This window comes from Rhodoferax sp. ZS1R25, assembly GCF_056521335.1.
The window spans coordinates 875,075-898,865 of sequence record NZ_JBWMAZ010000001.1 but is presented as its reverse complement, the minus strand read 5'-3'; the positions used below and the strand labels follow the sequence as shown (position 1 = coordinate 898,865).

Genomic DNA, 23,791 nt, shown 5'->3' with positions numbered 1-23,791 from the left:
CAATGACGGCGTGCACGATGGCCGCATCGGCGCTGTCGTCCAGCATGCTCTGCACAAACGACTGGTCCACCTTCAGCTTGTCGATCTCAAAACGCTTGAGGTAGGCCAGGCTCGAATAGCCCGTGCCAAAGTCGTCGATGGCGATTTGCACCCCCAGGGCTTTGAGCGCCGACACCTGGGCCTGCGCGGCCCCGGGGTTGTCCATCAGCTGTGACTCGGTCAGTTCCAGCTCCAGCTGGTGCGGTGGTATGCCGCTGGCACGCAGCACCGATTCCAGCTGCCCCACGAGTTCCGGGTCCGACAGCTGCGCCACCGACAGGTTGACCGACAGCTCCAGCCCCTTGCACACGCCCCGCGCCTCCAGCGCCATCCACTGCGCACAGGCCTCGCGCAGCACCCACAGGCCAATCGGCTTGATCAGCCCGGTCTCTTCGGCCAGGTGGATGAAGTGCGCGGGTGCTACCTGGCCCAGCAGGGGGTTGTTCCAGCGCAGCAAGGCTTCTGCGCCCTGCACACGGCGGGTGCGCGCGTTCAGCCGCGGCTGAAAGTGCAAGCTGAATTCGTCATTGGCCAGCGCCTGGCGCAGCTGGCCTTCCATGGTCTGGCGGGCCAGCACGCGCTGGTCGGTCTCGGGCGAGAAAAAACGCGCGGTGTCGCGCCCGGCGGACTTGGCCTCGTACATGGCCGCATCGGCGCGGCGCATCAGCTCGTCCTGGTCGGTCGCGTCGCCCGGGTACAGCGCCACGCCCACGCTGCACGACACAGTCAGGTTGTTGCCATCCACCAGCGCACTTTGGCGCATGGCAGGAATCAGCCGCTGGTTCACCATGGTGGCCAGCTCCTCACGGCTCACCACATGGCGCAGGATCACCACAAACTCATCGCCCCCCAGGCGGCTCACCGTGTCGTCGGCGCGCACCGCATTCGTCAGGCGCCGCGCCACGGTGCGCAGCAGGCCATCGCCAATGTGGTGGCCCAGCGTGTCGTTGATGAGCTTGAAGCGGTCCAGGTCGATGAACAGCACGGCAACCTGCTCACCTGTCACGCGGGCCTGGGCCAGCGCCTCGCCCAGGCGCTGCTGGCACAGCGAGCGATTCGGCAGCTCGGTCAGCACGTCGTGCTGGGCCAGGAAGCGGATGCGTTCCTCCTTGGCCTTGCGGTCGGTGATGTCGATGGAGATGCCGATGTAGTTCACCACCTCACCACTGGTGGCGTTCTTGTGCACGGCCGACACCATGAGCCACGCGGGGTAAGTGTCGCCCGACTGCTTGCGGATGTGCACCTCGCCCTGCCAGGCGTCCTTGTCTTCCAGGTCAGACCACAGCATGTCCTGCGGGCTGTCCGTCACCAGCGACAGGTCATGGCCAATCACCTCGTAAAAATCAAACCCCGTGCTGCGGCAGAAGGCCCGGTTCACGCTGATGATCTTGCGCGACTCGTCCATGATGATGATGCTCTCGCTGGACGCCTCAAACACCTTGGCCCATAGCTCCAGGCGCTGCTCCATGACCTTGAGTTTGTTGATGGGTGCAAACGCGGTGAGGATGGCATCACGCCCCTGGAACTTGAGCCGCCGCGCCGACAGCACGGCCCAGGACGGTGTGGTGCCACCCAGCCAGCGCACCTCGAATTCGTCCACCACCCCAAAGTCGGCCAGGCGCTGGAAGAAGCGGCTGCGCACGCCCGCATCCAGCCCGGTGCGCCAGGGGTCCACGCCGCTGCTGCCCAGCCAGGGCAAGGCCGGGGTGTTGGCATGCAGCACCTCGTGGTCGGGCACCGAGGTCACCACCAGCGGGATGGGGAAGGCCTCCACCAGCTCGCGCTGGGCCTCGGAGGCGCGGGCGCTGGCGGCCAGCTCCTGCTGGTCCAGGCGGTCGCGGTCCAGCTGGGCGAGCATGCCGTTGAAGGCGCTGAACAGCTGGCCAATCTCGTCGCGGCTGTGCCAGCTGGCACGGTGGGTGTAGTCGGCCGTGCGGCGTACCTCGTCGGCCACCCGGGCCAGCGCCTGCAGCGGGCGCGCAATCTGGCTGGCCACCAGGTAGACCAGGCTCAAGATGCAGCCCAGCAGCAAAAACGCGGTGCCCAGGTGCAGCCACATGCGGTGAAACAGACCGTCCACCCGCGTCTCCAGCAGCACCTGCAGCTGCTCCACGCCCACGCGCCAGGCGTCGTTCAGCGCCGAGAGTGCCTGTTGGTAGGCCTGGTCCAACTCGGCCACCTGGGCGGCCGTCGGCTTCTCTTGCGCCGTGGCCTGCACCGTGACGGCAAAGGCGCGCCCGGCCTGCAACAGGCTTTGCCGGGTGTCCAGCAGCGCGGCCTTGAGGTGGGGGGAGCCGGCCAGCCAGGCCTGCTCGTAGTCCGACTCCATGCCCTGCAGCACCGCGTCCAGCCGCCCCACCAGCGTCAGCAGCTGCGCCGTGGGGTTGGCGCCGCGCTGGTTCTGGCCCCAGTTGCGCATGAAGTCGCGCGTGTCAAACAGCACCTGCAGCAGCTCGGGAAAACGCAGCACCGTGAGCGACATGACGTAGTAGCTGTCCAGGTCAGGGTCCAGAATCAGGTTGGACTGGTTGCCCACGATGGTGAGCAAATCGCGGCCCTGGGCCAGCAGCTGGGTTTTCTCGCGCGTGCCGGCGTTGCCAGCCAGCAGGGTTTGCAGGCGCTGCGAGGGATCGGCGGTGTTCAGCTCGGCATCGTGCAACGCGCGGATGGATTCAAAGTCTTGCAGCGCTTGGGGAGGCGTCGGCACCATGAACACGCCCATCAGGTTGCGGCGCACCACCTCCGTGTAGCTGGCGCCCACAATTTCCTTGCGCGCAAAGTCGATGGCTAGGTACTTCTCGTGGATCAGGATGCCCGAGACATAGATCACGGCAGTCAGGTCCAGCAGGTAAATCAGGGTGAGCTTGCGCCCCACGCTCAAACGACCCAGCCACAACGGAATTTTTGACAACATGGTGCGCGTCCCATAGCCACGCCGCCCCGCGCCGTTGCGGGGTTTCAGGGCTCAACCGAGAGCTAGCAATAAGCGCACCAACTTGGCGCAAGCCCCCCCCGCCTGCGAGGCCCTTGCAAACCTCTGGCCCGGATAATTCCGGCCATGACACACGACACCAGCATGCCCCCACCCCAGGACGACACCCAGCCCTACCCGGCAAAACCAGTCCACCTCACGGTGTTCCAGGGACGCGTGGCCGACCGCAACCCCTGGGGCATGGCTGGGTCGCAGCGCATGGGCCAGGCCCTGGCCCAGCGGCTTGGCCTCAGCCCCCAGATGGTGGGCGCGCCCCGCACGCCCCTGGCCGCCCCCTGGGAGGTAGAACTAAACGCCGCACGGCAGGAGCTGGAGGAGCTCGCGCACGCCCTGCAGAGCAGCTTGCAACGCGGCCAGACTCCCATCACCACCCTGGGCCGCTGCGCAGCCGCCATTGCCACCTTGCCCATGGTGGCACGCCACCACCCCGATGCAGCCATCGTCTGGTTCGATGCCCATGCCGACAGCAACCTGCCGGCCAACTCCGCGTCGGGCTACCTGGGTGGCCTGGTGCTGACGGGCGCGGCGGGGCTGTGGGACACCGGTTTGTCCGGTGACTTGCAATTGGCCCAAGTGGTGCTGGTGGGCGCGCGCGACATCGACCCCGCGGAACAAGCCCTGATCGACAGCGGCACCTTGCGGCTGGTGCCACCGGGCAAAGACCTGGCGCAGCGACTGGTGGCCGCCTTTGGGCAGCGGCCGGTGTACATCCATCTGGACTGCGATGTGCTGGAGCCGGGCATCGTGCCCACCGAATACCTGGTGCCCGGTGGGTTGACGCTGGCCGACCTTGGTGAAGCGATGACCGCGCTGGCCAAGCATGCGGTCGTGGGTCTGGAGATCGCGGAGTTTCAGAGCCGCTGGCCAGAGACGAACACCGAAGCATCGCCCGACGCCCTCATTGACGCGCTGCTTCCGCTGCTCTCGAAAATCTGCCCCGGCGTGTAACGGCGGGGGCGCGGCACCGCTACATATTGCGCCGGTACTGACCCCCCACCTCGAACAGCGCGCTGGTGATCTGGCCCAGTGAGCAGACGCGCACGGCCTCCATCAGCACGTCAAACACGTTCTGGTTGTCGATGACGGCCTGCTGCAGCTTCTTGAGCATGGCCGGTGCAGCGTCCGCATGGCGGGTGTGGAAGGCGGCCAGGCGTTTAAGCTGGTTCTGCTTTTCCTCGTCCGTGCTGCGGGCCAGCTCCAGCTTTTCCAGCACCTGGTCGCCATGCGGGTTGCGGAAGGTGTTGACGCCGATGATGGGCAACTCGCCGGTGTGTTTGAGCATTTCGTAGTGCATGCTCTCGTCCTGGATCTTGCCGCGCTGGTAGCCGGTTTCCATCGCCCCCAGCACGCCACCGCGCTCGGCAATGCTTTCAAACTCTTTCAGCACCGCCTCTTCCACCAGCTCGGTCAGCTCTTCGATGATGAAGGCACCCTGTGACGGGTTCTCGTTCTTGGCCAGACCCCACTCACGGTTGATGATGAGCTGGATGGCCATGGCACGGCGCACGCTGTCTTCGGTGGGCGTGGTGATGGCCTCATCAAACGCATTGGTGTGCAGGCTGTTGCAGTTGTCATAGATGGCAATCAGCGCCTGCAGCGTGGTGCGGATGTCGTTGAACTGGATTTCCTGCGCGTGCAGGCTGCGACCACTGGTCTGGATGTGGTACTTGAGCTTCTGGCTGCGCTCGTTCGCGCCGTACTTCTCCTTCATCGCCACGGCCCAGATGCGGCGCGCAACACGGCCCATCACGGTGTATTCGGGATCCATGCCATTGCTGAAGAAGAAACTCAGGTTGGGCGCGAAGTCGTCGATGTGCATGCCGCGCGCCAGGTACGCCTCGACAAACGTAAAACCGTTGGACAGCGTAAATGCGAGCTGGCTGATCGGGTTGGCCCCGGCTTCGGCAATGTGGTACCCGCTGATGGACACGCTATAGAAGTTTCGCACGTCGTGGTGCACAAAGTATTCGGCGATGTCGCCCATCACCTTTAGTGAAAACTCGGTGCTGAAGATGCAGGTGTTCTGGCCCTGGTCTTCTTTCAGGATGTCAGCCTGCACGGTGCCGCGCACATTGGCCAGCACCCATTCGCGGATCTTGGCTACCTCGGTGTCGGTGGGCTCACGGCCATTGTCGGTCTGGAACTTCTCGATGTTCTGGTCGATGGCCGTGTTCATGAACATGGCGAGTATCGACGGCGCAGGCCCGTTGATGGTCATGGACACGCTGGTGGACGGGCTGCACAGGTCAAAGCCGCCGTACAGCACCTTCATGTCGTCCAGCGTGGCAATGCTCACGCCGCTGTTGCCCACCTTGCCGTAGATGTCGGGCCGTGGGTCGGGGTCGTTGCCGTAGAGCGTGACCGAGTCAAACGCGGTACTCAGGCGCTTGGCCGCCATGCCGCTGCTGAGCAGCTTGAAGCGCGTGTTGGTGCGAAACGCATCGCCCTCGCCCGCGAACATGCGCGTGGGGTCTTCGCCCTCGCGCTTGAAGGCGAAGGTGCCAGCGGTGTAGGGGTAGCTTCCGGGCACGTTGTCCAGCATGAGCCACTTCAAAATTTCGCCGTGGTCCTCGTACTGCGGCAGCGCCACCTTGCGGATGGTGGTGCCGCTCAAAGATTTGGTGGTGAGCGCGGTGCGGATTTCCTTGTCACGGATCTTCACCACGTACTCGTCGCCCACGTAGGCCTTTTGCATTTCGGGCCACTGCTGCAACAGTTGCCGCGCATCGCGGTCCTGGCGCGCCTTACGCTGGCCGGCCAGGTCCAGCGCGGCCTCGGCGGCGGGCGCGCGGTCTGGCTTGTCCACCTTGAGCATGACGGCCGCTGCCTGCAACTGCTGGATTTCGCGTGCCAGCGTGGCCTGCGCGCGCGCGCGCTTTTTGTAGCCCCGCACCGTGTCGCTGATCTCCGCCAGATAGCGCGTGCGCGCCGCGGGCACCACGGGGGTCTGGTTGCTGCTGTGGCGCACCGCCACTTTGGGCAAGATGCCGTCTTTCAGTGGCACACCCAGCGCCTGCAGGCGCGGCAGCAGGGCCTGGTACAGCGCGGTCACACCGTCGTCATTGAAGCGCGCGGCCATGGTGCCAAACACGGGCATTTGGTCTGTGGGCGTGGTCCAGGCCTCTTTGTTGCGCTGCACCTGCTTGGACACATCGCGCAGCGCGTCGCTGGCGCCCTTGCGGTCGAACTTGTTGATGGCCACAAACTCGGCAAAGTCCAGCATGTCGATTTTTTCCAGCTGGCTGGCCGCGCCAAACTCGGGCGTCATCACATACACGGGCACATCCACCAGCGGTGCAATGGCCGCATCGCCCTGGCCAATGCCCGAGGTCTCCACCACCACCAAGTCAAACCCCGCCACCTTGCAGGCGGCAATCACATCGGGTAGCGCCGCGCTGATCTCCGAGCCAAAGTCCCGTGTCGCCAGCGAACGCATGAAGACGCGGCTGCCCTGCTGCCACGGCGAGATGGCGTTCATACGAATGCGGTCACCCAGCAGCGCGCCACCGCTCTTGCGACGGCTGGGGTCGATGGAAATGACGGCCACACGCAGGCTGTCGTTCTGGTCCAGCCGCAGGCGGCGGATCAGCTCGTCGGTCAGGCTGGACTTGCCGGCGCCACCGGTGCCCGTAATGCCCACCACCGCTATCTTTTTGGTAGCTGCTTGCGCACGTATTTCAAGGGCTAGCGCTTCATTGACCTTGGAAGCCTCGATGGCGGTGAGCAATTGGGACAAGGCGCGCCAACTGGCCTCGGTATGGCCCTGGATGGCGGTGAGGTCAGTGGGCGCCAGCGTGGTGATGTCCTTGTCGCAACGCATCACCATCTCGCCAATCATGCCGGCCAGGCCCATGCGCTGACCATCTTCTGGGCTGTAAATGCGGGCCACGCCGTAGGCGTGCAGCTCGCAGATTTCGGCCGGCACGATGACGCCGCCGCCACCGCCAAACACCTGGATATGCGCACCACCGCGGCTTTTAAGCAGGTCCACCATGTACTTGAAGTACTCCACATGGCCGCCCTGGTAGGAGCTGATGGCAATGCCCTGCACGTCTTCCTGCAAGGCTGCCGTCACCACCTCGTCCACGCTGCGGTTGTGGCCCAGGTGGATGACCTCGGCGCCCATGCCTTGCAGGATGCGCCGCATGATGTTGATGGCCGCGTCGTGCCCGTCAAACAGGCTGGCTGCCGTGACAAAACGCACCTTGTGCGTGGGGCGGTAGTTGGCCAGGGCCTTGAAGTCAGCGGACAGATCGGTCATGGGGGCGCTCGCAAAAAAGGGCATAAAAACGGCAAAAGGCGACGAATTGACGTTTACGTAAACGTCAACTGTAAACCATCCATCCCAACCCAGGCTTACGCATTTACCCGGTCCGAATGTGCGTGACTTCGACCTGAATTTGGTCTAAGTTCGATCTTGTCTGGCTGAAGCACCCCCCCTACGATTCGCCACCACCCCGAGCCAGACGATGGGTGGAACGAAAAAATACAGGAGACAGACTTTGGCACCCTGGGACGAATTGTCTTTGGACGAGACCGCATTGCTGCAGGCCATTTTTTGGTCCGAGGGCAGTTCGCGCTTCGCCCTGTCCGACCGCTTGGAGTTTTCCAAGAGCAAGACCAACAACCTGATCGCGGGCCTGCTGGACGTGGGCCTGCTGGAAGAGAGCGGCCTGCGCGGCTCCACCGGTGGGCGCCGGCCCGAGACCATCAAGCTCAGCCCCGACCTGGGCGTGCTGGTAGGCGTGGACCTGGGCGCCACTAGCCTGGACGTGGCCGTGCTGCGCCCGGACCTGACCGTTCTGGCCCGCCACACCGAAACCACCGACGTGCGCACCGGCCCTGGCGTGGTGCTGGCCCGCCTGCGCGTGCTGATGCGCCAGCTGCTGGCCCAGTGCGGCGTGACCGCCAAGCAGGTCATCGCCATTGGCATGGGTGTGCCCGGCCCGGTGGACTTTGAGAGCGCCCAACTGGTGAACCCGCCGCTGATGCCCGAGTGGGACAGCTTCTCCATCCGCGACTACCTGCGCGAGGAGTACAGCGCCCCGGTGTTTGTGGACAACGACGTGAACCTCATGGCGCTGGGTGAGCTGTGGCGCTTGCAGGGCGGCCTGCAAAACTTCTTGGTCATCAAGGTGGGGACCGGCATTGGCTGCGGCATCGTCTGCCATGGTGAGGTGTACCGCGGGGCCAATGGCTCGGCCGGCGATGTGGGCCATATCTGTGTGGACGTGGACGGCCCGCGCTGCCACTGCGGCAAGCTAGGCTGTGTGGAAGTGATGGCCGCGGCTCCCGCCATCGTGCGCTCGGCCACGGAAGCCGCCACCTCGGGCGAAAGCCCCTTGCTGGCCGCCTCGCTGGAAGCCAACGGCGTGATCACGCCGGAGCTGGTGGGCCAGGCAAGCCGCAATGGCGATGCCGCGGCCAACCGCATCATCCAGGAATCGGGCAACCGCATTGGGCAGATGCTGGCCTCGGTGGTGAACTTCTTCAACCCCTCGCATGTGTTCATTGGCGGCGGGCTCACGCGCACGGGGCCGCAGCTGCTGGCCTCGGTGCGGCAAAGCGTGTACCAGCGCTCACTGGCCCTGTCCACGCGGCACCTGGAGATCCAGTACACACCCTTGGCCGAACGCGCCGGCGTGGTGGGCGCCGGCGTGCTGGCCATGCAAGAGACTTTGAAACACCGAAAGGCCACTGCATGAGCCTGAATATTGAATTTCGCGGGACCACCAAGTCCTTTGGCCCGGTGCAGGTGCTGCACGGGGTGGACTTCTCCTTGCCCACGGGCCAGGTGCTGGGTCTGCTGGGTGAAAACGGCGCGGGCAAGTCCACGCTGATGAAGATACTGGCCGGCTTTGAGCCTGCCACGGGCGGCAGCCTGCTGATCAACGGTGCGGTGCAGAGCTTCACCAGCTCGCGCGACGCCGAGGCCCAGGGCATTGTGCTGATCCATCAGGAGTTCAGCCTGGCTGAGGACCTGACGATTGCGCAAAACCTGTTCTTGGGCCACGAGAAGAAACGTGGCTGGGGCGGCCTGCTGCTGGACGAAGAGACCATGCGCACCGAGGCGCAGGCAGCCGTCGCCCAGGTGGGGCTGACGGCGGATGTGAACACGCGGGTGAAGGACCTGATCGTGGCCGAAAAACAGCTGGTGGAGATTGCGCGCGCACTCTTGCGCAAGGCCCGCCTGCTGATCATGGACGAGCCCACGGCCACGCTGACCCCGACCGAGACCGAACGGTTGTTTGGTCTGATGCGCCAGCTGAAAAGCGAAGGCGTGACCCTGGTCTATATCTCGCACAAGCTGGACGAGGTGGAGCGCATGACCGACCAGGTGGTGGTGATGCGCGACGGCCGCTGTGTGGCCCAGCAGCCCACGGCCAGCCTGAGTCGCCAGCAAATGGCCAACCTCATGGTGGGCCGCGAACTGGCCGACCTCTACCCGCCCAAGGCCACAGCACCCGCGGCTACCACGCCCGCGCTGCGTGTGCAGGACATGTGCGTGCCGGGCTGGGCGCAGGACGTGAGCTTTGAAGTGCGCCCGGGTGAGATTCTGGGTTTTGCCGGCTTGGTGGGCGCGGGCCGCACCGAGTTGTTCGAAGGCATCATGGGCCTGCGCGCCTGCACAGCAGGCACGGTGGAGCTGCAAGGCCGCATGCAGACCATCCGCAACCCGCGCGACGCCGTGCGCCTGGGCCTGACCTACCTGAGCGAAGATCGCAAGGGCAAGGGCCTGCATGTGAACTTTGGCCTGCGCGAAAACCTGACGCTGATGGCACTCGAGCGCTACGCCACGCCCTGGCTGCAACCCGCGCTCGAAGACCAGGCGCTGGCCGGCGCGGTGGACGAATTTGGCATCCGCACCGGCAGCCTGCACATCAAGGCATCCAGCCTGTCGGGCGGCAACCAGCAAAAGGTGGCACTGGCCAAAGTGCTGCACCCCGGCCCCAAGGTCGTGGTGCTGGACGAACCCACGCGCGGCGTGGATGTGGGCGCCAAGCGCGACATCTATTTACTCATCCAGAAGCTGGCCAGCCAGGGCTTGGCCGTCGTCATTATTTCCAGCGAACTCATGGAGCTCATTGGCCTGTGCCACCGCGTCGCGGTGATGCGTGCGGGCCGGCTGCAAACCGTTCTGGAATCCCAACAACTTACCGAAGAGGAGCTCATCGCCCATGCCACAGGAACCCACTAAGACAAGCGCTAGCCAGTGGCTTGCCAAACTGCAGGGCATGGGCCCGGTGATCGGCCTGGTGCTGCTGTGCGTGGTGGGCACGCTGCTCAACAGCAACTTCGCCACGGTGGACAACATCACCAACGTGCTCACGCGCACGGCCTTCATCGGCATCATTGCCGTGGGCATGTGTTTTGTGATCGTGTCCGGCGGCATTGACCTGTCCGTGGGCTCCATGGCCGCGCTGATTGCGGGAAGTGTGATTCTGGCGATGAACTACCTGTCGCCCAAGCTGGGCTCGCCCGTGGGCACGGTGGTGCTGGGCATGGCCTTGGCCCTGGTGCTGGGTGCCGCGTTTGGCCTGGCGCACGGCCTCTTGATCACCAAGGGACGCATCGAGCCCTTCATCGTGACGCTGGGCACGCTAGGCATCTTCCGCGCCTACCTGACCTACTTCTCCAATGGCGGGGCCATCACGCTGGACAACGACCTGACCGACATCTACAGCCCGGTGTACTACGGCAGCCTGGCGGGCATACCCATTCCCGTGTGGGTGTTTCTGGCGGTGGCGCTGCTGGGCAGCGTGATCCTGAACCGCACCACCTTTGGCCGTTATGTGCAGGCCATTGGCTCCAACGAACAGGTGGCGCGCTACGCCGCCGTGGATGTGGACCGCGTGAAGGTGCTGACCTATGTGCTGCTGGGCGTGTGCGTGGGCATTGCCACGCTGCTCTATGTGCCGCGCCTGGGTTCGGCATCGCCCACCACGGGCTTGCTGTGGGAGCTGGAAGCCATTGCCGCCGTCATCGTGGGTGGCACCGCACTCAAGGGGGGCGCAGGCACCATCACCGGCACGGTGGTGGGGGCGGTGCTGCTCTCTGTCATCAGCAACATTCTCAACCTGACCAGCATCATCAGCGTGTACCTGAACGCTGCGGTGCAGGGCATCGTGATCATCGCCGTCGCTTTCATGCAGCGCTCGAAGCGATAAGTTTTCCCCCAACCACAGCAACCGCTGTTTTTTTAACCTGCACCTTAGGAGACAACTGAAATGAAAAAAATCACACGCAGACTCGCACTGACCGCCGTGGCCCTGGCCGCTCTGGGCAGCAATGCCAGCTTCGCCGCCGAGAAGGTCGTGCTGGGCGTGTCCATCCCGGCCGCGACGCACAGCTTCATGGCAGGCGTGGTGTTCTGGGCCAACCAGGCCAAGGCCGAGCTGGAAAAAGCCAACCCCGGCCTGGAAGTGATTGTGAAGACCGCCAGCGGTTCGCCCGAACAGGCCAACCAGCTGCAAGACTTGCTGACCGTGAACAAGATCAACGCCCTGGTGGTGTTGCCCTTTGAATCGGCCGCTTTGACCAAGCCTGTGGCCCAGCTCAAGGGCAAGGGCGTGTACGTGACCGTGGTGGACCGCGGCCTGACCGACACCAGCGCACAGGACGCCTATGTGGCCCCCAACAACACCACCTTTGGTGAAGTACCGGCTGCCTACATCGGCAAGGCACTGGGCGGCAAGGGCAATGTAGTGGTGCTGCGCGGCATTGCGTCCAACGTGGACAACGAACGCAACGACGCCTTCAACGGCGGCCTGAAGGCCTTCCCCGGCATCAAGGTGCTGGACGCCAAGTACGGCAACTGGAACCGCGACGATGCGTTCAAGGTCATGCAGGATTACCTGACCCGCTTCCCCCACATCGACGCCGTCTGGGCGGCGGATGATGACATGTCGGTGGGCGTGCTTAAGGCTATCGACCAGGCCAAGCGTACCGACATCAAGCTGGTGTTCGGCGGTGCCGGTGCCAAGGGTTCCATCAAGACCCTGATGGACGGCAGCGACGCCCGCATCCAGGCCAACGTGTCCTACTCGCCCAAGTTCATCTACGACGCGGTGAAGATGACCGCAGAAGCCCGCCTGAAGGGCGCCAAGCTGCCTGCGACCACCATCATTCCGTCGGTGCTGATCACCAAGGAAAGCGCCAAGAACTTCTACTTCCCAGACTCTCCGTTCTAAGTATTCCGGTGTTTTATTGACGAAATAGGCCTGTAGCCCCCGCTAACATTGCGCAAGCAGCTATTAAAAGCATAGCGGGTGGCCGCAGGCCTCCTCTCCCTTTTTCTGGAGCATCTCCATGGCAAGACCTGTCACCTTGTTCACCGGCCAATGGGCCGACCTGCCCCTGGCCGAGCTGGCCCCCATGGCCAAACGCATGGGCTACGACGGCCTGGAGCTCGCCTGCTGGGGCGACCATTTCAATGTGCAGGAGGCACTGGCCTCCTCCACCTACGTGCAAGACAAGCACGCTCTGCTGGCCAGCCACGGCCTGCAGTGCCTGGCCATTGGCAACCACCTCGTGGGCCAGGCCGTGTGCGACCGCATTGACGAGCGCCACCAGTCCATCCTGCCTGCCCATGTGTGGGGCGATGGCGACCCCGAAGGTGTACGCCGCCGCGCCGCCGCCGAGCTGCAAGACACCGCCCGCGCCGCCGCAAAATTTGGCGTGAAGACCGTGACCGGCTTCACCGGCTCCTCCATCTGGCATTCCATCTACGCCTTCCCTCCCACCACCCAGGCCTACTGGGACAAGGGCTTTGCCGACTTTGGCGCACGCTTCACGCCCATCCTCGATGTGTTCGCTTCGGTGGACGTGAACTTCGCGCTGGAAGTACACCCCACCGAGATCGCGTTTGACATTGCCACCAGCGAACGCGCGCTGGCCGCGGTGAACCAGCATCCCCGCTTCGGCTTCAACTTCGACCCCAGCCACCTGGCTTACCAGGGTGTGGACTACATCCGCTTCATCCGCACCTTTGGCCCGCGCATCTTCAACGCCCACATGAAGGACGCCTGGTGGGGCAAGGGTGACGGCACCGTGGGCACCTTTGGCGGCCACACCAGCTTTGGCGACGCCCGCCGCACCTGGGACTTCCGCAGCGTGGGCCGCGGCATGATCGATTTCGAATCCATCATCGTCGCCCTCAACGACGTGGGCTACCAGGGCCCGCTGAGCGTGGAGTGGGAAGACAGCCGCATGGACCGCGAACACGGCGCCACCGAGAGCGCGGCCTTCTGCAAGCGCCTGGATTTCAAACCGGCCGCCGGCGCGTTTGACGCCGTGTTCGCCAAAGACCAACAAGCCCCATGACATTTGCCTCCAACGCTTCCCATCCGCCACGCCGCCTGCGCTATGCCATGGTGGGCGGTGGCCGCGACGCCTTCATTGGCGGCGTGCACCGCAAGGCTGCCGCGCTGGATGGCCAGATCGAGCTGGTGGCCGGCGCCCTCTCCAGCAGCCCCGACAAGGCACGTGCCTCGGGCCGCGACCTGTTTTTGGCCGACGACCGCAACCACGGCAGCTGGCAAGAGCTGCTGGCCGACGAGCTGCGCCGGGGCCCCAAGGACCGCATCGATTTTGTCTCCATCGTCACGCCCAACCATGTGCATTACCCCGTGGCCCGGGCGTTTGTGGAGGCGGGTTTCCATGTGTTGTGCGACAAGCCCCTGGTGCACACCGGCGCGCAGGCGCGCGACCTGGTGGCCGCGGTAAAGAAACAGGGCACCGTGTTTGGCGTGACCTACAACTACACCGGCTACCCGCTGGTGCGCCAGATGCGCCACATGGTGCAGAGCGGCGCCATCGGCACGGTGCGCAAGGTGGTCGTGGAGTACCACCAGGGCTGGCTGGCTACGGCGGTAGAAGACAGCGGCAGCAAGCAGGCCGCCTGGCGCGTGGACCCGGCGCTGAGCGGCGCCGCAGGCGCCATGGGCGACATCGGCTCGCATGCCGAAAACCTGCTGAGCACCGTCACCGGGCTACAGATTGAATCCCTCTGCGCCGACCTCAGCGCCATGGGCGCGGGGCGCACGCTGGACGACGACGGCAACATGCTGCTGCGCCTGCAGGGCGGGGCACGCGGTGTGCTGATCGCCTCGCAAATTTGCACCGGCAGCGAGAACGACCTGCGCCTGCGCGTGAGCGGCACCACGGGCAGCCTGGTTTGGTGCCAGGAGAACCCCAACCAGCTGTTGCATGCGCCGTTGGACGGCCCGCCGCGCACGCTGACCCGCGCATCGACGGGCTTGTGTGAAGCGGCCGTGCGGGCGTCGCGCCTGCCCTCGGGCCACCCCGAGGGATTTATCGAAGCCTTTGCCAACGTCTACCTGGGCGTGGCCGCCGACATCCGCGCTCGCCTGCAGGGCATGGCCGCCGACCCGCTGGCCACGGACTACCCGCGCGTGGAAGACGGCGCCCGCGGCGTGCACTTCATTGAAAAAGTGCTGGAATCGTCGCGCAGCACGGCCAAGTGGACGAACGTGTAAGGCGCTCAGCATGAAAACTTCAAACCCAAAGCGTTGGGGTCTTGCACTGGCCCTGGTGGTTGGCCTGGGCCTGGCTTATGCGGCCGGCCTGCTGTCATCGACGACGGGAATCACTGCCCGTATCAGCAAGCTATGGAACCGGGCGCCAGTGGCCAGCCCAACGGCGGCCATCGCGCTCAAAAAGGGCCTGGCGGGGTTTGACTTCACACGCATAGGCCGCAGCGGCGCGGTCCTCACGCACCAAGACGCCGTGTGGCGCAGTGCGGGGACCGAGGCCGAAGGCACACAGTGGGATTGCCTGCGCGACAACGTCAGCGGGCTTTGGTGGGAGGCCAAGACCAACGAAGAGACCGCGGGGGGCCCTGGTGCCAAACACCTGCGCCACGTAGACCACACCTACAGTTTTGCCGCCAATGCCCTCGGGCTGGCCGATGCAGGCCAACCGGCCGGAGGCCGTTGCTCCGGCCTGCCCACGGCTGGCAGCTGCAATGCCCAGGCCTATGTGGATGCGGTGAACACTGCAGGGCTGTGTGGCTTTAATGATTGGCGCCTGCCCACGGCCACCGAACTCAAACCCCTGACCAGCATCAACAAGGGCGGCGCCACGATTGATCTGGAACAGTTCCCCAACACTGCACCGACGGGGTACTGGACCGCCTCGGCCTACCCGCACCGCGACAACTACGTGTGGTACGTGTACTTTGCCGGTGCCGGTGATGCGTTTGGCGACGCGACGTCCGCCAACTACGCGATTCGGCTGGTGCGCAACGGGCCCTAGACCCACGGGCGCATCGCCTGGCCCGGCCGGGGCCAAATCCAGTACAGTGGCGCGAAACAGGTAGCACCTCGCTACCTGTCTACCGACCCGCCCCGCCATGCAACCCATCCAGCTCTTCGACCCGGCGTCCAGCACCTACACCTACATCCTGTTTGACGAGGCGAGCCGCGATGCGCTCATCGTGGACCCGGTGGACGAGCAGCTGGAGCGCGACCTGGCCACACTGCGCCAGTACGGCCTCAAGCTACAGTGGGCCGTCGAGACCCACGCCCACGCCGACCACATTACCAGCGCCGCGCTGCTGGCCGAGCACACCGGCGCCAAGACTGCCGCACCCGCGGGCTGCGGCATTGGCACCGCCGCCGTGCAGCTGGCTGATGGCGACACGCTGGCCTTTGGCGCCGAATCCCTGCGCGCGCTGCACACACCCGGCCACACCAGCGGCAGCATGAGCTTTACCTGGCGCGACCATGTGTTCACCGGCGACACGCTGCTGATAGGCGGCTGCGGCCGCACCGATTTCCAGTCCGGCAGCGCCGAAGACCTGTACCGCAGCATCACCCACGTACTGTTTGCCCTGCCCGAAGCCACCACGGTGTGGCCAGCCCACGACTACCAGGGCCGCACCCGCACCACCATTGGCACCGAGAAAACCAGCAACGCCCGCGTGGCTGGCAAGACGCTGGCCGAGTTCGTGGCCACCATGGACAGCCTGAACCTGCCACGCCCACGCCGCATCGACGAGGCCGTGCCCGCGAACCTGAGCTCGGGCGTGCGCCACGACGCCGGCAGTGCCGGTGCCACCGCGGCCCAGGCCGCCACCGGCTATGCGGGCGATGTGAGCGCCGAGCTGGCCTGCGCCTGGTGGCAGGCAGGCGAGGCCGTGCTGGTGGATGTGCGCAGCGATGCGGAGCGCGAGTGGGTCGGCTTTGTGCCCGGCGCCGTGGCCCTGGCCTGGAAGCAGTGGCCCGGCATGGCGATGAACCCGCAGTTCGATGCGGGCCTGCAGGCCGCCGTGCCCGCGGGCCGCAAAGTGGTGCTGCTGTGCCGCAGCGGTGTGCGCTCCATTGCGGCTGCCAAGCGCGCCACCGAGCTGGGCCTGGAGGCCTACAACATCCTCGAAGGCTTTGAGGGCGACCCCGATGCCAATGCCCAGCGCGGCCACCGCGGCGGCTGGCGCCTGCGCGGCCTGCCCTGGCGGCAGGGCTAAAGCCCGCACAATACCGCCCAGAGACAACTCGACAAAAACAACGCTATGACCTTTCTTGCGCTGGATATCGGCAACACCCGCCTGAAGTGGGCCCAGTACGCCAGCCCGCAGCCCGGGGCCGCCCTGCTGGCCCAAGGCGCCGAGTTTCTGGAAAACATCGACAAGCTCGGCGATGGCGGCTGGCGTGGCCTGCAGGCGCCCCGCCATGTGCTGGGCTGCGTGGTGGCCGGCGATGCGGTCAAGCGCCGCGTGCAGGAGCAAATGGACGCCTGGGAGGTCATCCCGCAGTGGGTGGTGTCCAGCGAGGGCGAGGCCGGCCTGCGCAATGGCTACGACCACCCCACCCGCCTGGGCGCGGACCGCTGGGTGGCCATGATTGGTGCCTACCACCGCATGCGGGCCCAGGGCGCACCGCGCCCCATGGTGGTGGTGATGGTGGGGACTGCGGTGACCGTGGAGGCGATTGACGCCGAGGGCAAGTTTCTGGGCGGCCTGATCTTGCCGGGCCACGGCATCATGCTGCGCGCGCTCGAATCGGGCACGGCCGGCCTGCACGTGCCCACGGGCGAGGTGCGCGAATTCCCCACCAACACCAGCGACGCGCTGACCAGCGGTGGCACCTATGCCATTGCCGGCGCGGTGGAACGCATGGTGCAACATGTAAGTGCCCACTGCGGTGCAGAGCCCAAATGCATCATGACCGGTGGCGCAGGCTGGAAGATGGCGCCCAGCATGACACGGCCGTTTGAGCTGGTGGACAACCTGATTTTTGACGGCCTGCTGCAGATGGCCCAAGGCCGCTACCAGCCTGCGGTGCAGGCCTAGCGCCGGGCCTAGAGGTCCAGCAACTGCGAGAAGTCGGTGTGGGTAGAGCCGGGGCTGCTGTCCACGGACAGCACGGCGCTGCCCTCGAAGGCGTGCTCCACCACGCGCACATCGGGCTCGCCCGGCAAGGCGCCTGCCAACACAGCCCGGTCCACCATGCGCATGAGCAAGGCGCGCGCCGCCTCTGGCGACTCGCCCTGCAAATCCACGGTCGCGGTCAGGGTGAGACGGATAGTCGCCAGATCAGGGGCGCGCTGCGGGGCCCGTGACGCCAGGCCCGTGTCTTGCAGCAGCGTGCCGTCGCGGGCCACGAACAGCACCCGCGAAGGCGCCCGTGGCGACAGCACATGGGATTGGCCATCGGCATTGACCACCAGCATGGTGCCGTTGGCAAAGTCCCGCGCCCAGGCGGTTTTGCCGCCCTGAAAGCCGCGGATGCTGAAGCCGTAGTCGCGCGGCGAGGCGAAATGCCGGCCGCTGATGTCCAGCGAGGGGTCGTCGATCTCCAGATCGTCGTGGACAAAGGTGTAACGGGTATCGCCCGCCTGCAGCTGCCGCTGGGTCGCCCGGGGCAGACCAGGCGGATGCTCTCGGGGACTGAGTTCACTCCAATTGGTCATGCTGACCTCCCGTTACATTTTCTCTGGATCATACGTATTTCAGGGCTGCGGCGCGAGCCATTGTTCTGCCAACCGCACCCAGTAGGTAGCACCCAGGGGCAGCAGTTCGTCATTGAAATCGTAGCTCGGGTTGTGCAACATGCAAGGCCCGCCACCGTGGCCCATGTCGCGGTGGGCACCATCACCATTGGCAATGAAGCTGTAGCAGCCCGGTTTGGCCTGCAGCATGTAGGCAAAGTCCTCGGCGCCCATGGTGGGCTCTTGCGCCAGCACATTCTCGTCACCCACGATGCTGGCCATCACCTTGCGGGCGAATTCGGCCTCCTTCGGCGCGTTGATGGTGGGCGGGTAGTTGCGCACGAACTCAAACGCGCAGGTGGTGCCAAAAGCCGCACTGGTGTGTTGGGCCAGGTCGCGCATGCGCTGCTCGATCATGTCCAGCACCTCGAGGGTGAAGGTGCGCACTGTGCCCTGGATCTCGCAGTGGTCGGGGATCACATTGGTGGCTTCGCCGGTGTGGATCATGGTGACCGAGATGACCCCCGCATCGATCGGCTTTTTGTTGCGGCTGATGATGGTCTGGAAGCCCTGCACCATCTGGCAGGCCACCACTACGGGGTCGATGGCGTTGTGCGGCATGGCAGCGTGGCCGCCCTTGCCGGTGATGGTGATCTTGAATTCGTTGCTGGACGCCATGACCGGGCCCGGGCTGGCGGCAAAGGTGCCGGCCCGCATGCCAGGCCAGTTGTGCATGCCAAACACGGCCTCCACCGGAAACTGCTCAAACAGGCCATCCTTGATCATCTCGCGTGCGCCACCGCCACCCTCTTCGGCCGGCTGGAACACCAGGTACACCGTGCCATCAAAGTGTCGGTGCTGGGCCAGGTACTGGGCCGCGCCCAGCAGCATGGCGGTGTGGCCGTCGTGGCCACAGGCGTGCATCTTGCCGGGGTGCTGGCTGGTGTGGGCAAAGGTGTTGAACTCCTGCATGGGCAGCGCGTCCATATCGGCGCGCAGCGCCAGCGCACGGCTCGAGGTGCCTGCCTTAACGATGCCCACCACGCCCGTGGTGCCCAGGCCGCGGTGGATGGGAATGCCCCACTCGGTCAGTTTGGCGGCCACCAGGTCGGCGGTGCGGACCTCTTCAAAACACAGCTCAGGGTGGGCGTGCAAATCACGGCGCAAGGCAGCAATTTGGGGGGTATTGGCAACAATGGGATCTAGCAGTTTCATGGGGAGAACTCCAGCAAGGACATGGATTGTGCACCGCCCCACGGCAGGCCCTGGCCAGACTCGCTAAAGTAGAGCCATGCACCCAGAGAATTCGTCCCCCGCGCCCGAACACAAAGTCCTCGGCGCCTGCCCCCACGACTGCCCGGACACCTGCTCCATGGTGGTTACTGTGCAGGGCGGCATTGCCATCAAGGTACAGGGCAACGCCGACCACCCCGCCACCAACGGCGCGCTGTGCACCAAAGTGTCGCGCTACACCGAACGCACTTACCACCCCGAGCGCGTGCTGCAACCGCTGCGCCGCATAGGCCCCAAAGGTAGCGGCCAGTTTGAGCCCGTGAGCTGGGAGGCTGCGCTGGCCGACATTGCGCAGCGCCTGGGCCAGATTGCCAACCGCGGTGGCCGCAGTGCCGAGGCCATCCTGCCCTACAGCTACGCAGGCACCATGGGGCGCGTGCAGGGCGAGGGCATGGCGGCCCGTTTCTTCAACAAGCTGGGCGCCTCGCGCCTGGACCGCACCATCTGCGCATCGGCCGGGGCGGAGGCCCTGAACCAGACCCTGGGCAACAAGGTGGGCACGCGGGTGGAGTTCTTTGCCGATTCGCAACTGATTCTGATTTGGGGCAGCAACTCGATTGGCAGCAATGTGCATTTTTGGCGCCATGTGCAAACCGCCAAGCGCCATGGCGCCAAGGTGATCTGCATCGACCCGCGCCGCACCGAGACCGCCGAAAAATGCCACGAGCACATTGCGCTGTTGCCCGGTACCGATGCCGCGTTGGCGCTGGGGCTGATGCACCAGCTCATTACCCACGACTGGCTGGACCACGACTACATCGCACAACACACCGTCGGCTGGGAGGCCCTGCGCGCCCGCGCACTGGAGTGGCCGCCCGAGCGCGTCGCAGCGGTGTGCGGCATCACTACGGAACAGGTGGTGTCGCTGGCGCGTGACTATGGCGAAGCTGGCAAGCAGGGCAAGCCCGCCGCCATCCGCATGAACTATGGGCTGCAGCGCACCCGCGGCGGTGGCAACGCCGTGCGCGCCATTGCTTGCCTACCTGCGCTGATCGGCGCCTGGCGCCATCGTGCCGGTGGCGTTCTGCTGTCCAGCTCGGGCTATGTGCCGGTACAGGCGGCTGCGCTGGAGCGCCCGGAGTTGCTGGCAGGTCGCACCCCGCGCACCATCAATATGAGCACGATTGGCGACGACCTGCTGCGCCCCGCCAGCGAGGCCTTTGGCCCCGCCGTGGAGGCGGTCATCGTCTACAACAGCAACCCCGTGGCCGTGGCGCCCGACTCCACCAAAGTGGTGCAAGGCTTTGCGCGCGAAGACCTGTTCACCGTGGTGCTGGAACACTTCCAGACCGACACGGCCGATTACGCCGACTATGTGCTGCCTGCCACCACGCAGCTGGAACACTGGGACGTGCACAGCAGCTACGGCCACACCGACATCCTGCTGAACCGTCCGTCCATCGCCCCGCTGGGCGAGGCCCGCACCAACACGCAATTTTTCCGCGACCTGGCGCGCCACATGGGCTACACCGAGGCGGTGTTTGAGGAGAGCGACGAGAGCCTGTGCCGCACCGCCTTTGGCAACAAGGTGGACTTTGCGTCTCTGCTGGCCCGTGGCTTTGCACCGCTGCCCGTGCCCGAGGCGCCGTTTGCCGAAGGCAACTTCCCTACCCCTAGCGGCAAGTGCGAATTCTTTAGTGAGCGGCTGGCTCGCCAAGGCCAGGATGGCCTGCCTGACTTCGTCCCCAACTACGAACCCGCAGGGGCCGACGCACGCTACCCGCTGGCGATGATTTCGCCGCCTGCGCGCAACTTCCTCAACTCCACCTTTGTGAATGTGAAAAGCCTGCGCGATGTGGAAGGCGAGCCGCTGGTGGAAATCCACGCCAGCGATGCCGCCGCACGCCAGATTGCAGACGGTGCCGTGGTGCGCGTGTTCAACGCGCGCGGCGCCTACGAATGCGTGGCCCGCGTGTCGGACCGGGCGCGGCCCGGCGTAGTGAACGGGCTGGGGGTATGGTGGCGCAAGCTGGGCCGCGACGGCACCAATGTGAACGAACTGACCAGCCAACGCCTGACCGACATGGGCCGTGCGCCCACCTTCTACGACTGCGCAGTGGAAGTAGAGAGCCTCTGACGCAGCAACCGCGGCCTAGTGCCGCTTGTTGCCGAAGTTGAGCAACCGTGTGGCGATCAGCGTTTCGGCCATAAAGCACAGCAGCGCCAGCAGAAAGCAGCCCACACCGCCCAGAAACGTGAAAATGGAAATGCGCAGGCCAGGGAAGTCAATCGTCTCGCCCAGGAACAGCACCATGATGGTGACCCCGATTAGGATGCCGCACAGCGTGAGCAAGGCGATGCAGGCATTGGCCAGCAAGCCCCGGGTGCGCAGTTCGGCCAGCTCGGCATAGTTGGCATCCGTTTCCTCGGGGTGGGTCTGGTGCTTGATGTGCTGCTCTACGGTGCGTGCACGGTCAATGATGCGTGCCAGCCGGCCCGCCACCGCGCCGATCATGCCGGACACCGCAGTGAGCAAAAACACCGGAGCTACCGAGAGCTGGATGCCGTGAGAAACCGTGTCAGGGTCCAGGGGAAAAGCCATGTATGCACACCTCAATGAAAACGCCCTGCAGGCAGATGCCCGCATGGCGTTGCATTGTAGGTCTGCGATTAAGCGCCCCCACGCTCCACCGCTGCGCGGGTCGCTGCCCCCCAAGGGGGCCAGCCCGTCTTGGGGCGGCCCGGCAACGGGCTAGCTCTGTTGTGCCAGTTGCTGTTCCAACTGGTTCAGCACGCGGTAGCAGTCCAGCACACGGCCCACGCTGGAGTTGGGTTCGCGGCCCTCGCGGATGGCGGCGAAGAACTCGCGGTCTTGCAACTCGATGCCGTTCATGCTGACTGCGACCTGGCTCACGTCGATCTTTTCTTCCTTGCCGGTGAACAGATCGTCGTAGCGGGCCAGGTAGGTGGCCGTGTCGCCGATGTAGCGGAAGTAGGTGCCCAGGGGGCCATCGTTGTTGAAGCTCAAGGACAAGGTGCAGATGGCGCCATTGGCGGCGCGCAGCTGGATGCTCATGTCCATGGCAATGCCCAGCACCGGGTGGATGGGGCCCTGGATGGCGTTGGCCTGCACGATGGGGCTGTTGGCCTGGTAGGCAAAGAGGTCCACGGTGTGGGCCGCGTGGTGCCACAGCAGGTGGTCGGTCCAGGATCTAGCCTGACCCAGCGCATTGGTGTTGGTGCGACGGAAGAAGTAGGTCTGTACATCCATCTGCTGGATGTTGAACTTGCCCGCGGTGATCTGCTCGTTCACATACTGGTGGCTGGGGTTGAAGCGGCGCGTGTGGCCGCACATGGCCACCAGCCCAGTCTTCTTCTGCTCAGCCACCACGGCATCGGCGCCCGCCCAACTGTCGGCCAGCGGAATTTCTACTTGCACGTGTTTGCCGGCTTTCAGGCAGGCCAGAGTTTGCTCGGCGTGCATTTGCGTGGGCGTGCACAGAATCACCGCATCCAGCTCCGGCAGGGCCAGGCTATCGGCAAGCTCGGTGGTGACGTGGCCAATGCCGTACTTGGTAGCAACTTCTTTGGTTTTTTCCAGGTCACGGCTGATCAGCGAGATGACTTCGACGCCATCAATGTTCTTGATGCCGTCCAGATGTTTGATGCCGAAAGCACCTGCGCCAGCGAGGGCGACTTTGATGGTCTTCATGTGTTCTCCAAAATCAAATGTCCCACCGCCGTGTTGCTGGCGGGCACATGGTAGAAGCGGTGCTTGACCGTGGGCTTAGGGCCACCGGCCACATCGGCCATGGCGCCGCGGGCAATCAACCACATCACCAGCTCAATGCCTTCACTGCCGGCTTCTCGCACGTAGTCGATATGCGGGGTGGCGGCGCAGGCAGCGGGGTCGGCAATCATCTGGTCCAGCCAGGCGTTGTCCCACTCGCGGTTGATCAGCCCGGCACGTGCGCCCTGCAGCTGGTGGCTCATGCCGCCCGTGCCCCAGATGTGCACATTGAGGTCTTCGTCATAACTTTCCACGGCCTTGCGGATCGCCTTGCCGAGGTTGAAACAGCGCTGGCCGCTGGGCACGGGGTACTGCACCACGTTCACCGCAAACGGGATCACCGGGCAGGGCCAGGCGTCGCGCGCGGGGTCTTTCTCACCGCACATCAGCGAGAGTGGCACGGTCAGGCCGTGGTCTACGTCCATCTTGTTCACGATGGTGAGGTCAAAGTCCTGCTGGATGACGGAGTGCGCGATGTGCGCGGCCAGGTCCGGGTGGCCTTGTACCTTGGGCACGGGACGTGGACCAAAGCCTTCATCCGCGGGGATGTATTCCGCAGCCGTGCCAATGGCGAATGTGGGAATCATGTCCAGACTGAAAGCCGTGGCGTGGTCATTGAAGACCAGGATGATCACGTCGGGCTTGTTGTCCTTCATCCACTGCTTGGAGTAGTCATAACCCGCGAACAGGGGCTTCCAATAGTCTTCCTGGGTCTTGCCCAGGTCCATGGCCGCGCCAATGGCGGGCACATGCGAGGTAAATACAGAGGCGGTAATTTTGGCCATGGG

The 23,791-nt window shown here is 65.0% G+C and carries 18 protein-coding genes and 1 pseudogene; 12 read left to right on the top strand and 7 right to left on the bottom strand.

Going from position 1 to position 23,791, the window contains the following annotated elements; translation table 11 throughout:
• Positions 1-2,953, bottom strand: a 2,953-nt coding sequence (locus tag AC097R_RS04225; RefSeq protein ID WP_479596366.1) for an EAL domain-containing protein, incomplete at its 3' end; no start/stop codon positions are given.
• A gap of 144 nt (positions 2,954-3,097) precedes the next feature.
• Here AC097R_RS04225 and AC097R_RS04220 point away from each other — a divergent pair.
• Complete coding sequence (locus AC097R_RS04220) at positions 3,098-3,979, top strand: arginase family protein (protein ID WP_479596365.1); 882 nt, start codon at positions 3,098-3,100, stop codon at positions 3,977-3,979.
• Between the two features lie 19 nt (positions 3,980-3,998).
• On the opposite strand, the gene icmF is transcribed toward AC097R_RS04220, so the two are convergent.
• Positions 3,999-7,292, bottom strand: coding sequence for a fused isobutyryl-CoA mutase/GTPase IcmF (icmF, locus tag AC097R_RS04215; protein WP_479596364.1), 3,294 nt, complete (start codon positions 7,290-7,292; stop codon positions 3,999-4,001).
• 241 nt (positions 7,293-7,533) lie between these two features.
• Between icmF and AC097R_RS04210 the strand changes: the two genes are divergently transcribed.
• The 10 genes and pseudogenes from AC097R_RS04210 (at position 7,534) to AC097R_RS04165 (ending at position 17,342) form a co-directional block, all read left to right on the top strand.
• Entirely contained in the window at positions 7,534-8,736 is a 1,203-nt protein-coding gene (locus tag AC097R_RS04210; protein WP_479596363.1) for an ROK family protein, read from the top strand.
• Positions 8,733-10,229 (top strand): sugar ABC transporter ATP-binding protein, encoded by a 1,497-nt coding sequence (locus tag AC097R_RS04205; RefSeq protein ID WP_479596362.1) that lies wholly within the window; start codon positions 8,733-8,735, stop codon positions 10,227-10,229. The genes AC097R_RS04210 and AC097R_RS04205 overlap by 4 nt, the downstream gene beginning before the upstream one ends.
• Positions 10,210-11,199 carry an ABC transporter permease gene (locus AC097R_RS04200; protein ID WP_479596361.1) on the top strand — a complete coding sequence of 330 codons (990 nt, stop codon included), beginning with the start codon at positions 10,210-10,212 and terminating at the stop codon, positions 11,197-11,199. The genes AC097R_RS04205 and AC097R_RS04200 overlap by 20 nt, the downstream gene beginning before the upstream one ends.
• Before the next feature lie 60 nt (positions 11,200-11,259).
• Positions 11,260-12,222 (top strand): substrate-binding domain-containing protein, encoded by a 963-nt coding sequence (locus AC097R_RS04195; protein WP_479596360.1) that lies wholly within the window; start codon positions 11,260-11,262, stop codon positions 12,220-12,222.
• A gap of 118 nt (positions 12,223-12,340) precedes the next feature.
• Positions 12,341-13,354 (top strand): sugar phosphate isomerase/epimerase family protein, encoded by a 1,014-nt coding sequence (locus tag AC097R_RS04190; RefSeq protein ID WP_479596359.1) that lies wholly within the window; start codon positions 12,341-12,343, stop codon positions 13,352-13,354.
• Positions 13,351-14,529 (top strand): Gfo/Idh/MocA family protein, encoded by a 1,179-nt coding sequence (locus AC097R_RS04185; protein ID WP_479596358.1) that lies wholly within the window; start codon positions 13,351-13,353, stop codon positions 14,527-14,529. Before AC097R_RS04190 ends, AC097R_RS04185 begins: the two co-directional genes overlap by 4 nt.
• A 10-nt stretch (positions 14,530-14,539) precedes the next feature.
• The gene (locus tag AC097R_RS04180; RefSeq protein ID WP_479596357.1) at positions 14,540-15,307 is read left to right on the top strand and encodes an Lcl C-terminal domain-containing protein; all 768 of its coding nucleotides are present in this window, start codon (positions 14,540-14,542) and stop codon (positions 15,305-15,307) included.
• Between the two features lie 97 nt (positions 15,308-15,404).
• Positions 15,405-15,896: pseudogene (locus AC097R_RS04175) on the top strand (MBL fold metallo-hydrolase); the annotation flags it as partial.
• Positions 15,897-16,079: 183 nt separating this feature from the next.
• Complete coding sequence (locus AC097R_RS04170; RefSeq protein WP_479598090.1) at positions 16,080-16,517, top strand: rhodanese-like domain-containing protein; 438 nt, start codon at positions 16,080-16,082, stop codon at positions 16,515-16,517.
• A gap of 45 nt (positions 16,518-16,562) precedes the next feature.
• Entirely contained in the window at positions 16,563-17,342 is a 780-nt protein-coding gene (locus tag AC097R_RS04165) for a type III pantothenate kinase (protein ID WP_479596356.1), read from the top strand.
• A gap of 8 nt (positions 17,343-17,350) precedes the next feature.
• Here AC097R_RS04165 and AC097R_RS04160 read toward each other — a convergent pair whose 3' ends face one another.
• Positions 17,351-17,962 carry a hypothetical protein gene (locus AC097R_RS04160; protein WP_479596355.1) on the bottom strand — a complete coding sequence of 204 codons (612 nt, stop codon included), beginning with the start codon at positions 17,960-17,962 and terminating at the stop codon, positions 17,351-17,353.
• 39 nt (positions 17,963-18,001) lie between these two features.
• Positions 18,002-19,195 (bottom strand): M20 aminoacylase family protein, encoded by a 1,194-nt coding sequence (locus AC097R_RS04155; RefSeq protein WP_479596354.1) that lies wholly within the window; start codon positions 19,193-19,195, stop codon positions 18,002-18,004.
• A gap of 76 nt (positions 19,196-19,271) precedes the next feature.
• Between AC097R_RS04155 and AC097R_RS04150 the strand changes: the two genes are divergently transcribed.
• The gene (locus tag AC097R_RS04150) at positions 19,272-21,350 is read left to right on the top strand and encodes a molybdopterin-containing oxidoreductase family protein (RefSeq protein WP_479596353.1); all 2,079 of its coding nucleotides are present in this window, start codon (positions 19,272-19,274) and stop codon (positions 21,348-21,350) included.
• A 15-nt stretch (positions 21,351-21,365) separates the two neighbouring features.
• Here AC097R_RS04150 and AC097R_RS04145 read toward each other — a convergent pair whose 3' ends face one another.
• From AC097R_RS04145 to AC097R_RS04135, 3 genes are all read right to left on the bottom strand, one after another.
• Positions 21,366-21,815 carry a DUF2721 domain-containing protein gene (locus AC097R_RS04145; RefSeq protein WP_479596352.1) on the bottom strand — a complete coding sequence of 150 codons (450 nt, stop codon included), beginning with the start codon at positions 21,813-21,815 and terminating at the stop codon, positions 21,366-21,368.
• 150 nt (positions 21,816-21,965) lie between these two features.
• Entirely contained in the window at positions 21,966-22,925 is a 960-nt protein-coding gene (locus AC097R_RS04140; RefSeq protein ID WP_479596351.1) for a Gfo/Idh/MocA family oxidoreductase, read from the bottom strand.
• Positions 22,922-23,788 (bottom strand): class III extradiol dioxygenase subunit beta, encoded by an 867-nt coding sequence (locus AC097R_RS04135; protein ID WP_479596350.1) that lies wholly within the window; start codon positions 23,786-23,788, stop codon positions 22,922-22,924. Before AC097R_RS04135 ends, AC097R_RS04140 begins: the two co-directional genes overlap by 4 nt.
• Positions 23,789-23,791: the final 3 nt, after the last annotated feature.

What these genes read in the sequence shown, in the direction of transcription:
- AC097R_RS04220 (WP_479596365.1), top strand. Translation starts at nt 3,098, where the DNA reads ATGACACACGACACCAGCATGCCCCCACCCCAGGACGACACCCAGCCC.
- icmF (WP_479596364.1), bottom strand. Translation starts at nt 7,292, where the DNA reads ATGACCGATCTGTCCGCTGACTTCAAGGCCCTGGCCAACTACCGCCCC.
- AC097R_RS04205 (WP_479596362.1), top strand. Translation starts at nt 8,733, where the DNA reads ATGAGCCTGAATATTGAATTTCGCGGGACCACCAAGTCCTTTGGCCCG.
- AC097R_RS04200 (WP_479596361.1), top strand. Translation starts at nt 10,210, where the DNA reads ATGCCACAGGAACCCACTAAGACAAGCGCTAGCCAGTGGCTTGCCAAA.
- AC097R_RS04195 (WP_479596360.1), top strand. Translation starts at nt 11,260, where the DNA reads ATGAAAAAAATCACACGCAGACTCGCACTGACCGCCGTGGCCCTGGCC.
- AC097R_RS04190 (WP_479596359.1), top strand. Translation starts at nt 12,341, where the DNA reads ATGGCAAGACCTGTCACCTTGTTCACCGGCCAATGGGCCGACCTGCCC.
- AC097R_RS04185 (WP_479596358.1), top strand. Translation starts at nt 13,351, where the DNA reads ATGACATTTGCCTCCAACGCTTCCCATCCGCCACGCCGCCTGCGCTAT.
- AC097R_RS04180 (WP_479596357.1), top strand. Translation starts at nt 14,540, where the DNA reads ATGAAAACTTCAAACCCAAAGCGTTGGGGTCTTGCACTGGCCCTGGTG.
- AC097R_RS04165 (WP_479596356.1), top strand. Translation starts at nt 16,563, where the DNA reads ATGACCTTTCTTGCGCTGGATATCGGCAACACCCGCCTGAAGTGGGCC.
- AC097R_RS04160 (WP_479596355.1), bottom strand. Translation starts at nt 17,962, where the DNA reads ATGACCAATTGGAGTGAACTCAGTCCCCGAGAGCATCCGCCTGGTCTG.
- AC097R_RS04155 (WP_479596354.1), bottom strand. Translation starts at nt 19,195, where the DNA reads ATGAAACTGCTAGATCCCATTGTTGCCAATACCCCCCAAATTGCTGCC.
- AC097R_RS04150 (WP_479596353.1), top strand. Translation starts at nt 19,272, where the DNA reads ATGCACCCAGAGAATTCGTCCCCCGCGCCCGAACACAAAGTCCTCGGC.
- AC097R_RS04145 (WP_479596352.1), bottom strand. Translation starts at nt 21,815, where the DNA reads ATGGCTTTTCCCCTGGACCCTGACACGGTTTCTCACGGCATCCAGCTC.
- AC097R_RS04140 (WP_479596351.1), bottom strand. Translation starts at nt 22,925, where the DNA reads ATGAAGACCATCAAAGTCGCCCTCGCTGGCGCAGGTGCTTTCGGCATC.
- AC097R_RS04135 (WP_479596350.1), bottom strand. Translation starts at nt 23,788, where the DNA reads ATGGCCAAAATTACCGCCTCTGTATTTACCTCGCATGTGCCCGCCATT.